This is a genomic window from Sediminibacterium sp., assembly GCF_030695065.1.
Lineage (GTDB): Bacteria > Bacteroidota > Bacteroidia > Chitinophagales > Chitinophagaceae > Sediminibacterium.
Map to the genome: position 1 here is coordinate 1 of NZ_JAUYTR010000009.1, position 12,272 is coordinate 12,272.

The 12,272-nt window shown below is 40.0% G+C and carries 11 protein-coding genes and 5 tRNA genes; 3 read left to right on the top strand and 13 right to left on the bottom strand.

Translation table 11 applies throughout. The features are described from left to right. From tuf to Q8S25_RS02225, 11 genes are all read right to left on the bottom strand, one after another. Positions 1-1,019 (bottom strand): elongation factor Tu (gene tuf, locus Q8S25_RS02175; protein ID WP_305534436.1); only part of this gene is annotated, 1,019 nt, incomplete at its 3' end. 39 nt (positions 1,020-1,058) lie between these two features. Beyond that, positions 1,059-1,133, bottom strand: a tRNA-Thr gene (locus tag Q8S25_RS02180). Between the two features lie 26 nt (positions 1,134-1,159). Further along, positions 1,160-1,233, bottom strand: a tRNA-Gly gene (locus Q8S25_RS02185). Between the two features lie 81 nt (positions 1,234-1,314). Next, positions 1,315-1,399, bottom strand: a tRNA-Tyr gene (locus Q8S25_RS02190). A 94-nt stretch (positions 1,400-1,493) separates the two neighbouring features. Beyond that, positions 1,494-1,569: transfer RNA gene (locus tag Q8S25_RS02195), tRNA-Thr, on the bottom strand. 181 nt (positions 1,570-1,750) lie between these two features. Then, positions 1,751-2,050 carry a ribosome hibernation-promoting factor, HPF/YfiA family gene (gene hpf, locus Q8S25_RS02200; RefSeq protein WP_295186120.1) on the bottom strand — a complete coding sequence of 100 codons (300 nt, stop codon included), beginning with the start codon at positions 2,048-2,050 and terminating at the stop codon, positions 1,751-1,753. Between the two features lie 146 nt (positions 2,051-2,196). Beyond that, positions 2,197-3,093 (bottom strand): tyrosine-type recombinase/integrase, encoded by an 897-nt coding sequence (locus tag Q8S25_RS02205; protein WP_295186122.1) that lies wholly within the window; start codon positions 3,091-3,093, stop codon positions 2,197-2,199. A 63-nt stretch (positions 3,094-3,156) separates the two neighbouring features. Then, positions 3,157-3,354 (bottom strand): 30S ribosomal protein S21, encoded by a 198-nt coding sequence (gene rpsU / locus Q8S25_RS02210; RefSeq protein ID WP_026752269.1) that lies wholly within the window; start codon positions 3,352-3,354, stop codon positions 3,157-3,159. Positions 3,355-3,423: 69 nt separating this feature from the next. After that, complete coding sequence (locus tag Q8S25_RS02215) at positions 3,424-4,017, bottom strand: riboflavin synthase (protein ID WP_305534439.1); 594 nt, start codon at positions 4,015-4,017, stop codon at positions 3,424-3,426. A gap of 23 nt (positions 4,018-4,040) precedes the next feature. Further along, the gene (hscA, locus tag Q8S25_RS02220) at positions 4,041-5,897 is read right to left on the bottom strand and encodes a Fe-S protein assembly chaperone HscA (RefSeq protein ID WP_305534441.1); all 1,857 of its coding nucleotides are present in this window, start codon (positions 5,895-5,897) and stop codon (positions 4,041-4,043) included. Between the two features lie 73 nt (positions 5,898-5,970). Further along, positions 5,971-6,417, bottom strand: coding sequence for an RDD family protein (locus Q8S25_RS02225; RefSeq protein ID WP_305534443.1), 447 nt, complete (start codon positions 6,415-6,417; stop codon positions 5,971-5,973). A gap of 22 nt (positions 6,418-6,439) precedes the next feature. On the opposite strand from Q8S25_RS02225, the gene tyrS reads away from it, so the two are divergent. Then, positions 6,440-7,723 carry a tyrosine--tRNA ligase gene (tyrS, locus tag Q8S25_RS02230; protein WP_305267279.1) on the top strand — a complete coding sequence of 428 codons (1,284 nt, stop codon included), beginning with the start codon at positions 6,440-6,442 and terminating at the stop codon, positions 7,721-7,723. On the opposite strand, the gene Q8S25_RS02235 is transcribed toward tyrS, so the two are convergent. Beyond that, positions 7,716-8,393, bottom strand: a complete 678-nt coding sequence (locus tag Q8S25_RS02235; protein ID WP_305534445.1) for a GDSL-type esterase/lipase family protein — start codon at positions 8,391-8,393, stop codon at positions 7,716-7,718. The two genes, tyrS and Q8S25_RS02235, sit on opposite strands and share 8 nt — an antisense overlap. A gap of 42 nt (positions 8,394-8,435) precedes the next feature. Next, on the bottom strand, positions 8,436-9,326 hold the full coding sequence (locus Q8S25_RS02240; RefSeq protein WP_305534447.1) for a cyanophycinase: 891 nt from the start codon (positions 9,324-9,326) through the stop codon (positions 8,436-8,438). A 94-nt stretch (positions 9,327-9,420) separates the two neighbouring features. On the opposite strand from Q8S25_RS02240, the gene cphA reads away from it, so the two are divergent. After that, positions 9,421-12,039: a cyanophycin synthetase gene (cphA, locus tag Q8S25_RS02245; protein ID WP_305534449.1), complete on the top strand. Its 2,619-nt coding sequence runs from the start codon at positions 9,421-9,423 to the stop codon at positions 12,037-12,039. Between the two features lie 107 nt (positions 12,040-12,146). Next, positions 12,147-12,217, top strand: a tRNA-Gln gene (locus tag Q8S25_RS02250). Positions 12,218-12,272 lie beyond the last annotated feature (55 nt).

The window sequence follows — 12,272 nt, forward strand, 5'->3', positions numbered from 1 at the left end:
ACGTCGGTGGTGCGGAAGTAGAACTGCGGACGGTAGCCCTGGAAGAACGGGGTGTGACGACCCCCTTCGTCTTTGCTCAGGACGTAGATCTCGGCGGTGAATTTGGTGTGCGGGGTGATGGAGCCGGGCTTGGCCAGCACTTGGCCGCGCTCGACGTCTTCACGCTTGGTGCCGCGCAGCAGTACGCCGACGTTGTCTCCGGCCTGGCCTTGATCCAGCAGTTTGCGGAACATTTCTACGCCGGTGCAGGTGGTCTTGATGGTGGGCTTGATGCCGATGATTTCGACTTCTTCGCCGACCTTGACGATGCCGCGCTCGATACGTCCGGTGACGACGGTGCCGCGTCCGGAGATGGAGAATACGTCTTCCACCGGCATCAGGAAGGCGCCGTCAATGGCGCGCTCGGGCTGGGGAATGTAGCTGTCGAGGGCGTCGGCCAGCTTGAGGATGGAGGGCTCGCCGATGTCGCTCTGGTCGCCTTCCAGCGCTTTGAGGGCGGAGCCGATGATGATCGGGGTGTCGTCGCCGGGGAAGTCGTATTTGGAAAGCAGTTCGCGCACTTCCATTTCGACCAGTTCGAGCAGTTCGGGGTCGTCCACCATGTCGGCTTTGTTCATGTAGACGATGATGTACGGTACGCCTACCTGACGGGCCAGCAGGATGTGCTCGCGGGTCTGCGGCATCGGGCCGTCGGCGGCGGACACGACGAGGATGGCGCCGTCCATCTGGGCGGCTCCGGTAATCATGTTCTTGACGTAGTCGGCATGGCCCGGGCAGTCAACGTGGGCGTAGTGACGATTCGCTGTTTCGTATTCGACGTGCGCGGTGTTGATGGTGATGCCGCGCGCCTTTTCTTCCGGTGCGCTGTCGATCTGGTCGTAGCCTTTGGCTTCGCCGCCAAACTTCTTCGACAGGATCGTGGTGATCGCCGCCGTCAGCGTCGTCTTGCCGTGATCCACGTGACCAATCGTACCCACGTTTACGTGCGGCTTGGTCCGCTCAAATTTGCTTTTTGCCATGATGACTTCCTTTAAGCAACTAATCCAGAACAAAATTTATGGAGCCCATGATCGGAATTGAACCGATGACCTCACCCTTACCAAGGGTGTGCTCTACCCCTGAGCTACATGGGCGTCAAACCTGTGCCACTAACACTTACTGGAGCGGGTGAAGGGAATCGAACCCTCGTCGTAAGTTTGGAAAACTTCTGCTCTACCATTGAGCTACACCCGCGTTCCGAAACAATGGACATAATGCCAAGAGCACCAAGACGAGCGTCCAACCCGTCTTCAATAATCTACTACCACTAAAATCTGGTGGAGGGGGAAGGATTCGAACCTTCGAAGGCAGAGCCGTCAGATTTACAGTCTGATCCCTTTGACCGCTCGGGAACCCCTCCGAACGTAACCGCTAATTATGCCGGTGTTGCGCTTTCCTGTCAAACATATTTGCCGCGAATCGAATTGACTTCCGCCGCGGCATCCCGAAATCTCTGGTGCCGGCACCAAGAATCGAACTCGGGACCTTCTGATTACAAATCAGCTGCTCTACCAACTGAGCTACTTCGGCAAACAAAGAACTTCCCTATTTTTTGGGATGGCAAAGGTAATGGAATTCTTTATTTGGCAAAATTTTGAAATGATTTTTTTCAATGAAATTGATGAGAATTTATCAACAATAAAAAAAAACGCCTAAAATACAGCGTTTACAAGGGTTCCAAATAAAAAAGGCTCCCATTGGGAGCCTTTGATTAGGCGGCTAATTTTTCTTTTTTGCGTTTAATTTGATTAATCAGTGCTTCTAGGGCACTTTCAAAGGACTCTTCAAAGGACTTAGAAGAAGCTTTTGTAAAGAATTCATGTTTGGGAACATGCACTTTAATTTCCGCTACTTTGTCTTTGATGTTGTGAACCACATTATCCAGTTTCAAGAAAACATCCACTTTAAGAATCTTGTCGTGAAACGTAGGCAACTTGGCCAATTTTTTGTTTACGAACTCAACTAGTTTTTCATCTGCATCAAAGTGGACTGTTTGAATGTTAACGTTCATGGTGTTAAACATTTAATCGGTGAAACAATTAATTAAAAAGAACTACTTGTTAAAGAAATATCAACTACTTCAACAAGACCATTAAGTTAATAATATTTAGGAGAAAAAACAACAATTAACTGCTTTTTTTGCCCCGATTTAACAGTCTATGCTTTAGGATGGGCTTTTTTATACACTGCCTTTAATTGTTCAATAGAATTATGCGTATAAACCTGCGTGGCGGCCAAACTACTATGACCTAATAATTCTTTAACAGCGTTAATATCTGCCCCATTATTCATTAAATGAGTGGCAAAACTATGGCGCAATACATGTGGACTTTTCTTTTCAATGGTAGTGATTTCCTTTAATCGAGCATTCACAAAACCATAGACAGATCTTGGCTGTAAAGGCATCCCTTTTTCAGTAATAAAAAATTGTGGTACAGACACCCATTCAACAGGCCGTTCATTTTTATAGGCAACTAATTGTTCCATTAATGGAGAAGCAATAGGCAGAATTCGTTCTTTATTTCCCTTACCCAGCACTTTTAACTGACCATTAGCAGGATCAATTTGAGATTGTTTCAAATGAATCAATTCACTCAAACGCATACCGGTACTGTAAAAGAGTAAAAGCACCAAACGCTCAGTTTTACCCTTCCAATCATCCGAAAAAGGCAAATAGGCAAATAATTGTTCCATGTCTTTTTTTTCTACATACACCGGCAAACGCTTGCTGGTTCTAGGCGAAACAATCGACCCCATCGGGCTTTGCTTGATGGCATCCGTTTTTAGACAGTATTTAAAAAAAGATTTAAGAGAAGATATTTTTCTATTAATCGTCCTAGAACTAATCTTGTCTTCTTTAAGTTCAGCTAACCAAGATCGAATAAAAGTTGCCGTTACTGCACTTAAAGATGGGGCATCAAACTGGCTAATTAAAAATTGCGCAAACTGCTCAAGATCGTTTTGATAGGCTATGATGGTATGCTCAGAATACCTTCTTTCAAACCTAAGATGGTTTAAAAATTCTTGCAATGGAGGGTATTGGTATATGGGCATAAAAAAAGTAGTCAAGACTACAACGAATCTAGACTACTTAATCGTATGATGAATGGGAAAAAATTATCCCTCAATCTTTCCGCTGGCGATCTGCTGCTTGTAGATAGCTTTCAACACTTGACCACGACGTACAACAGACGGTTTGGTAAATGCTTGACGCTCTCTCAACTGTAACAAAGTCTTACTTTTCTCGAATTTCTTCTTGTACTTTTTAAGTGCCTTGTCGATGTTTTCGCAGTCTTTAGAATCGATAATTAACATAGCTTATATACCTCCTCAGGTTATTTTTAGGCGGCGAAGATAAGCAGCCTAAATTAATTGACAAAATAATTATGCATTTTTTAGTGCAATTGTTCTTTGCACATATTTACCCAATATATCAAACTCAATATTAACCCTATGCCCTATTTTAACCTGGTGAATACCAGTATTTGCATAGGTATAGGGGATTATTGCCACCGTGAAAGCAGACTCACTCACATTAAAACAAGTTAGGCTAGTTCCATTTACTGCTACAGAACCTTTTTCTATGATTAAAGCAGCAAATGCAGGATCAAATTCGAATCGGTATTCCCAACTACCCGCTAAAATTACAGCTGCAATACAAACGGCAGTGCAGTCTACATGTCCTTGAACAATATGACCATCTAAACGGCCATTCATTTGCATACATCTTTCCAGATTGATTTTTTTACCAATGCCCCATTCAGACAAGTTGGTCTTGCGAATGGTTTCTTCAATAGCAGTAACCTGGTATTGATTGCCATTGATTTGTTCCACTGTTAAGCAAACCCCATCATGAGCCAAACTCTGGTCTACTTTTAATTCGGGAGCCATTGGTGCACTAATAGTATAAGTAATATTGGAGCCATTTTGTGTAACAGACTCTAATACCCCCAATTGTTCTATAATTCCAGTAAACATATGATTACTTAAATAAGCTATTTTTAAATCTGTTTTCCTTTTAATGCCCCACTAACTGCCTGATCCATGGCTCTCTCTGCAAATGGTCTGCTGATTTCGTTCAATTCTTCTATTTTGGTCTGAATCAAATTTTTATCGTTCATAGTTAACGCCATCTGTAAATTCTGCATCGCAGCCGCTGTAGTTATCATTTCTTCTTTGGTCAGCAATAAAGCATTCTTTGCAATAAACTTTTCAGTTACCGATAAAATTTGTTCCGCTTCTGTTCTGGCTTCAACCAATGCACGCGTAAGCATATCGTCTTTGGCATGGGTAATACTATCCATCAGCATTTGCTCTACTTCGGCATCTGTTAATCCATACTGAGGCTTCACTTCAATGCTTTGCTCTACCCCACTTCTCAACTCTTTTGCTGTAACCGACAAAATTCCGTCTGCATTAATTAAAAAGCTCACTTCAACCTTGGGCATACCCGCAGGCATGCCAGGAATCCCTTTAAAATTAAGTTCCGCCAATTTCCGATTGTGTTGAACCAAATCTCGCTCCCCCTGAAAAACCGAAATACGCATCGATCCTTGGCCATCTACTTGTGTAGTATATTGTCTGGCCGCTCTGTTAGGAATTTTAGCATTCCTTGGAATCAATACGTCCATCAATCCTCCCATGGTCTCAATACCTAAACTAAGCGGTGTAATATCTAATAATAAAAAGTCTTTATTATTCCCCGCTAAAATATCCGCCTGAACTGCAGCTCCAATAGCCACTACTTCATCAGGATTTACAGAATCATTCACGGGTCTATTAAAATAAATACTCACTTTTTCTTTTACTAAGGGAACACGTGTGCTACCCCCAACCATAATTACAGCGTCAATATCCGTAACCTGCAAACCTGCATCAGCTAAGGCTTTACGACAACAATCAATGGTTTTTATAACTAAAGGAAGCAAGCATTGTTCTAGTTCTGCTTTAGTTATTGCAACAGTGTATCCACTCCAATCTGATTTAAATTCATCTGCATTACTCAAGGTTTTTTTAGCTTCTTCCGCTAATAAACGGAGCGATTGCAAAACAGCCTTATCATTTTGCACTGCATTAAAAGGAACCCCAATTTGATTCAACCAAAACTCCATAATGGCTCTATCAAAATCGTCACCACCTAAATAAGTGTCTCCATTTGTACTAAGAACTTCAAAAATTCCATTAGTAATTTTTAAAATAGATACATCAAATGTGCCTCCACCTAAATCGTATACAGCAATGGTTTTTTCTTCGTCTTTGTTTAACCCCAAACCATATGCTAAACTGGCAGCAGTAGGCTCGTTTACAATTCGGAGCACATCCAATCCTGCCAACTTACCAGCATCTCTGGTTGCTTGCCTTTGCGCATCATTAAAATAGGCTGGAACAGTTATCACCGCTTTTGTCACAGGTGTTTTCAAAATATGTTCGGCCCTTGATTTTAATTCTTTCAATATAAAAGAACTGAGTTCGATAGGTGAATAAAACCGATCTCCTATCTGCACTTTCACTAAACTATCGGTATCGTCGTCAATTACTTTGTAAGTGAAAAATCCTGCATTCTCCTTTACATCTTTATAACTTTTGCCCATCAATCGTTTGGCGCTGAAAATGGTATTGGATGGATCAGACTCTAAATACAATTTAGCTTGTTCACCTACTTCAGCATTACCCAAAGCATCAAAATGCACCACACTAGGAACCAAGCTACTACTATTAAATTCTCTCAAAGCCACAGGCTGCTTACTTTCTGGGTGGATGATTGCCACTAAACTATTGGTAGTGCCTAAATCTATTCCCACTATAACTTCTGCCTGTTGTAAACTACCTGTTGCTATATTAATGCCAATTTTAGCCATAATGTTCCTTTCAAAAATGAAATACAAAAATACTACAAATGGCCAGCGTAGTTGTTGCGATTTGCGAAATCAATTAATGAGTTGGATCTTGAACAACGGTTGTTGAACTGGCAAAATCGTGCAAGGGACCCCCTAAAAAGGGACCAAAAAAAAGGTCAACAATGGTAAGCCTTATCATACTTCTTAGTAAAATCATAAACCAAGCAGCTCTCTTTCCATTTTTTGCAACTACCCTAGAATGAGTGAACCATTTCCCAGGTGTTTTTGCAAAAATCAATTCAAAAAAACTGTAATACCCAAACATAGTTGGAAAAAAGAACCATCCAAAATGTAAAGGGGTATAGCGCCAATAAACAACATAAAAATTATACCACCTGAATAATAGCATTGCTAAAATGGTCAACAAAATAGTGTCAATAAAAAAATTCAATGCACGTGTACCGTCGCCAACTTTTAACATAAATACCATTTTACCCAACAAATTTAAGGCATTGATTCCATGCGGGTATCTTTTGTACATTTGCGACTCAAATTTGAATGCAATGAATTTAGTTGAGGAATTACGTTGGAGGGGAATGCTCCAAGATATCATGCCAGGCACAGAGGAATTATTAAATAAAGAAATGGTGTCTGGCTATATTGGCTTCGACCCCACATCAGACAGTTTACATATTGGAAGCCTGGTTCCCATTTTATTATTGGTTCATTTACAAAAAGCAGGGCACAAGCCATACGCATTAGTAGGTGGAGCAACAGGCATGATTGGAGACCCTAGCTTTAAAAGTGAAGAGCGAAACTTATTGAGTGAAGAAACTTTACAACACAATTTAGCGGGCATCAAAAAACAATTGAGTAAATTCTTAGACTTTACCGGAGAAGCTCCTAATAAGGCCGAAATGGTTAACAACTATGACTGGTTTAAAGATTTTAGTTTTTTACACTTTATTAGAGATGTAGGCAAGCATATTACAGTGAACTACATGATGAGTAAAGACAGTGTGAGAAAAAGATTGGATGGGAATACCGGAATGAGTTTTACGGAGTTTACCTACCAATTAATTCAGGGTTATGATTTCTACTGGCTGTACCAAAACAAAAATTGCAAGTTGCAAATGGGTGGAAGTGACCAATGGGGAAATATTGTAACCGGCACAGAAATTATCAGAAGAAAGGCAGGCGGAGAAGCATTTGCCTTTACCTGTCCATTGCTTACAAAAGCTGATGGTGGCAAGTTCGGGAAAACAGAAAGAGGAAATGTTTGGTTGGATCCAGAGAAAACATCGCCTTATCAGTTTTATCAATTCTGGTTAAATGCCAGTGATGAAGACGCCACCAAATGGATTAAAATTTTTACGCTATTGCCTAAAGAACAAATAGACCAATTAATTGCAGAGCATACAACTGCACCGCATGCAAGAGCATTACAGAAAAAACTAGCAGAAGAAATTACTTGTTTTGTGCATAGCAAAGAAGATTATGAATTTGCAGTAAAAGCGTCAGACATTTTATTTGGAAATGCTTCTACTGAATTATTGACTTCATTGAATGAAAAACAATTATTGCAAGTAATGGAAGGGGTTCCTACTGCAGAAATATCCCGTGCTCAAATAAACGAAGGTTACGATTTGATTAATTTATTGGCAGACGCAGGAATAACTCCGAGCAAAGGTGAAGCAAAAAAATTGTTAGCAGCTGGAGGTGTAGCCATTAATAAAGAAAAATTGACTGCAGACAAAACAAAGGTAACTGCCCAAGACTTATTACAAGACAAATATATTTTAGTGCAAAAAGGAAAGAAAAACTATTTCTTATTAAAAGTTATTTAAGGTCTTTTAGTATTTTCCACATAGACGCTGCAACAAACTGATTGCCCTTAGCATTTAAATGCACACGGTCTGAAGTCAACAACCCTTTCTCTTCATTGGAAGGGTTGTTTGCTATTAGATAGTTTTGAAAATCGGTTCTTAAATCTACACAAGGCAATTCATTCGTTTTAGCATAGTAGCGCAACCAATTACTGTACATATTTAATTCCCCATCTTGCTCATTTGAATTATCCTTTCTTTCCCCTATTACAGATGGAGTACATATCATTACTTTAATATTTGCAGCTTGAAGTTTTTTTACAATCACATTATAGAACTCGCCAAATTTTACATAATCCGTTCCTGTACCTGCTAAGCGCTTATGCCAAATATCGTTAATCCCAACATAAATCACTACAATATCTGGATGCTTACTCAATACATCTTTTTCTAAACGAAGGTATAAATCTGTCACTTTATTACCGCTGATTCCAGCACCCACCAATTCAAATTCTTCGGATTTATTTTCTGCTTTAATTAAGTCTTCCATTAAACGAATATACCCGCCGTTACCTGCTCCCATTTGAGTTATGGAATCTCCAAAAAAAATGACTTTCTTCTTTTTATTCAATGTGAATCCCATTAATATAATTGAAGTAATAAACAGCGATAAAGTAATCCATTTTTTCATGGTGATAATTTTGTACAATTTAATTGAACTGTGCGGAACCTACTAATAAATATCAGTCATTACAGGAGTGGTATGTTCTCCCATCAATTCTACAAAAGTTCTTTCTTTTACTTTAAACCCATTCCCTTTTGCACAAAAATGAACATGTAAATTTTCTATACTCAACGGATTACCCTCAGGAATATCGGCTAAGTTGCTGTGTTTAACATCATGGCCATCCACTATAATCACTGGACCACTTCCAATCGCTTCCATATTGTTTCCTTGGGTAATTAGCATCCCTGTGTCTTCACCCAATCCAATACCGATACAGGAAGGATTAGCAGACACTGCTTGAGCCAATCTTGCAAATCGACCTCTTTTTTCAAAATGTGAATCAAAAATTACCCCATCCATAAAACCCAATCCGGTCGTGATTTTCACTTCCCCTTTTAAATGCGCACGAGTGGCATTACCTTCATAAATCATGGTACTACTCATAGCCATAGCACCCGCGGAAGTACCTGCTATTACAAAATTTTCTTTCAAATATCTTTCCTGAATAATGTCTAAAAACCGAGTCCCGCCAAAAATGGTCGTTAATCTCAATTGATTGCCCCCACTAAACATCACACAATTGCATTGTTGAATGCGTTCTATGTATTCTGGCTTTTGAGCATCTTCCCTATTTCTAATGTGAATGATATGCACATTGGTACATCCAATTTTACCAAAAGCATCCAAGTAATTTTCGCCGACTTCGTAAGGAATGGTAGAAGCCGTAGTGACTACCTCTATATTGGCGTCTGATCCCCCAGCTTCTGCTACAATTCTTCTTAATATGCCTAATTCAAAAAAATTAAGATTGTTTCTGAAAATTGCCCCTTTCTCTAAATCTGACCCTTTATCTTCTGCGCCACCGATGGCGATTAATTTACCTTTTGGAATTTGCATGCTTTACTATTATCGTTCAACAAAAATAAGCGTTTTGATTTCCCCCAGCATATACAAAAATTCAATATATTCAATGTTCCCCAAATAATGGTATATGAAAATAGAGGAATTAAAAATACTAAGAGGGCCCAATTATTGGAGCATTCGCAGAACTAAGCTGATTCAAATGAAATTGGATTTGCAAGAAATGGAACAAAGACCCACCAATACTATTGAAGGGTTTGGAGATCGATTAGCTGCTTTATTCCCAAGCATGTATGCGCATCGCTGCAGCGTAGGCGAGCCAGGAGGATTCTTTAAACGTGTAGCGGAAGGAACTTGGATGGGCCATGTAATTGAGCATATAGCACTAGAATTGCAAACATTGGCAGGCATGAATACAGGTTTTGGAAGAACCAGAGGTACAGGAGAGCCGGGCAAATATTTTGTTGTCATTAGTTATTTAGAAGAAGATGCGGGAGTATATGCTGCCAAAGCTGCTGTTAAAATTGCTGAAGCATTAACGGATGGAACCCCTTATGATTTAACAGAAGACATACAACAATTAAGAGAAATCAGAGAAGATACTCGCTTAGGACCTTCAACAGGTTGTATTGTAGAAGAAGCGGCCAAAAGAGGCATACCACATCTAAGATTAAATAAACATAGTTTAGTACAATTAGGTTATGGTGTAAATCAAAAAAGAATTCGTGCAACGATTGCTTCTACTACTGGAAATATTGCAGTTGATATTGCTTGTGACAAAGAAGAAACCAAAAATCTATTAGGGGCTGCTGAAATTCCTGTTCCAAGAGGAACTGTTGTTAGAACCATTGCAGGTTTAGAAGAAGCTGTTGAAAAATTTGGATACCCATTGGTAATTAAACCAATTGATGGCAATCATGGCAAAGGTAATACTACCAATATTACTACTTGGGATCAAGCTGAGAAAGCATTTGAAAGTGCCAAGCTATATGGCCGCTCGGTGATTGTAGAAAAATTTATTACCGGATTCGACTTTAGAATTTTAGTGATCAATTATAAATTCATTTGTGCAGCACTAAGAACACCGGCATCTGTTGTTGGAGATGGCATTCATACTATTCAGTGGTTAATAGATGAAACCAATAAAGATCCTCGCAGAGGCTATGGACATGAGAAAGTATTGACTCAAATTACCGTAGACGACAGCACCATGAAAATGCTGGATGAAAAAGGATATACCCTTGAAACAATTCCGCCTACAGGTGAATTGGTATTACTAAAAACAACTGCCAATTTATCTACTGGAGGTACTTCCACTGATGTTACTGATGAAGTACATCCAGAGAATATTGTCATGTGCGAACGCATTGCAAAAATCATTGGATTAGATATTTGTGGCATTGATATTATGGCGCAAGATTTAAAAACACCTGTTTCATCTAATGGAGGCGCCATTTTAGAAGTGAACGCAGCGCCTGGCTTTAGAATGCATATAGACCCTACGGAAGGTTTGGGCCGAAATGTAGCTGAGCCAGTAATAGATATGCTGTTCCCCGATAGAAGCAATGGCAGAATTCCCATTATTGCCATTACGGGTACCAATGGTAAAACCACTACTACTCGATTAACTGCGCATATTTCTAAAACAGCAGGTAAAAAAGTAGGCTATACTACTAGTGATGGGGTTTACATACAAAATCAGTTATTAATGAAGGGGGATTGTACCGGCCCCATTTCGGCACAGTTTGTTTTAAAAGATCCCACTGTAGATTTTGCCGTGTTGGAATGTGCCCGAGGCGGTATACTAAAAAACGGATTGGCATTTGAACATTGTGATGTAGGCATCGTAACCAATGTAGCCAGTGATCATATTGGTTTGGGTGGCATCAACAGCGTAGAACAAATGGCCCGTGTTAAAGCAGTGGTACCAGAAACGGTATATCCACATGGTTATGCGGTGTTGAATGCGGAAGACGATTTGGTTTATGCCATGAAGAAAGACCTTAAATGCAATGTGGCATTGTTTAGTATGGACGAGAACAATCCACGCATACAAGAACATTGTAAAAAAGGTGGATTAGCAACAGTATACGAGAATGGATACATCAGCATTTTAAAAGGAACTTGGAAAATAAGGGTATGCCATGTAAAAGACATCCCAGTAACTTTTGAGGGAAAAGCGGTGCACAATATTGCCAACTGCCTGCCCAGTGTAATGGCAACTTATTTATTTAAGAGCATTACCATTGAAGACATCAGAACAGGATTACAAACTTTTATTTCTAGCAGCATTACTACACCAGGTCGATTGAATTTTTTCCATTTTAAGCATTTCACTTTCTTGGCAGATTTTGCGCATAACCCACATGGATTAAAATTACTTTGCCAGTTTGTGGAGCAATTAGACTACCCCTATAAAGTAGGAGTCATCAGTGGAACAGGCGATAGAAGGGATGAGGATATTCGTGAATTAGGGAGCATATCCGCCGCTTATTTTGACGAAATTATTATTCGTTGCGACAAAAATTTAAGAGGTAGAACCGCAGAAGAAATCATTGCTTTATTACAGGAAGGGGTGAATTCAGTGAACCCAAATATCCCTCAAACTGTTATAGCGAATGAAAATTTGGCATTGGAACATATTTACGCCAATTACAAACCAGGGGCACTTTATACCATCATGTGCGATGTAGTAGCAGGGGCTTTAGATAAGATTAAAGAATTGAAAGACAGGGAGTCAGGTGTGTAAAAAACAATTGATTTTTGAAAGAAAAACGGCTTTTTTGAATTAAAAAATTTGGAACAATTGACTCCTAGTCTTATTTTTGCAGCCCATTCCAAAAGAATGGGTCGGATTGCCTGATAGTATAAGGGTAGTACAACTGATTTTGGTTCAGTATGTCTTGGTTCGAATCCAGGTCGGGCAACAAACGCCACTCGCGAAGCGAGTGGCTGTTTTGTTTTAGGAACGTGGCGAATTCA

Coding starts and splice junctions, on each gene's coding strand:
- hpf (WP_295186120.1), bottom strand. CDS start 2,050: ATGAACGTTAACATTCAAACAGTCCACTTTGATGCAGATGAAAAACTA.
- Q8S25_RS02205 (WP_295186122.1), bottom strand. CDS start 3,093: ATGCCCATATACCAATACCCTCCATTGCAAGAATTTTTAAACCATCTT.
- rpsU (WP_026752269.1), bottom strand. CDS start 3,354: ATGTTAATTATCGATTCTAAAGACTGCGAAAACATCGACAAGGCACTT.
- Q8S25_RS02215 (WP_305534439.1), bottom strand. CDS start 4,017: ATGTTTACTGGAATTATAGAACAATTGGGGGTATTAGAGTCTGTTACA.
- hscA (WP_305534441.1), bottom strand. CDS start 5,897: ATGGCTAAAATTGGCATTAATATAGCAACAGGTAGTTTACAACAGGCA.
- Q8S25_RS02225 (WP_305534443.1), bottom strand. CDS start 6,417: ATGTACAAAAGATACCCGCATGGAATCAATGCCTTAAATTTGTTGGGT.
- tyrS (WP_305267279.1), top strand. CDS start 6,440: ATGAATTTAGTTGAGGAATTACGTTGGAGGGGAATGCTCCAAGATATC.
- Q8S25_RS02235 (WP_305534445.1), bottom strand. CDS start 8,393: ATGAAAAAATGGATTACTTTATCGCTGTTTATTACTTCAATTATATTA.
- Q8S25_RS02240 (WP_305534447.1), bottom strand. CDS start 9,326: ATGCAAATTCCAAAAGGTAAATTAATCGCCATCGGTGGCGCAGAAGAT.
- cphA (WP_305534449.1), top strand. CDS start 9,421: ATGAAAATAGAGGAATTAAAAATACTAAGAGGGCCCAATTATTGGAGC.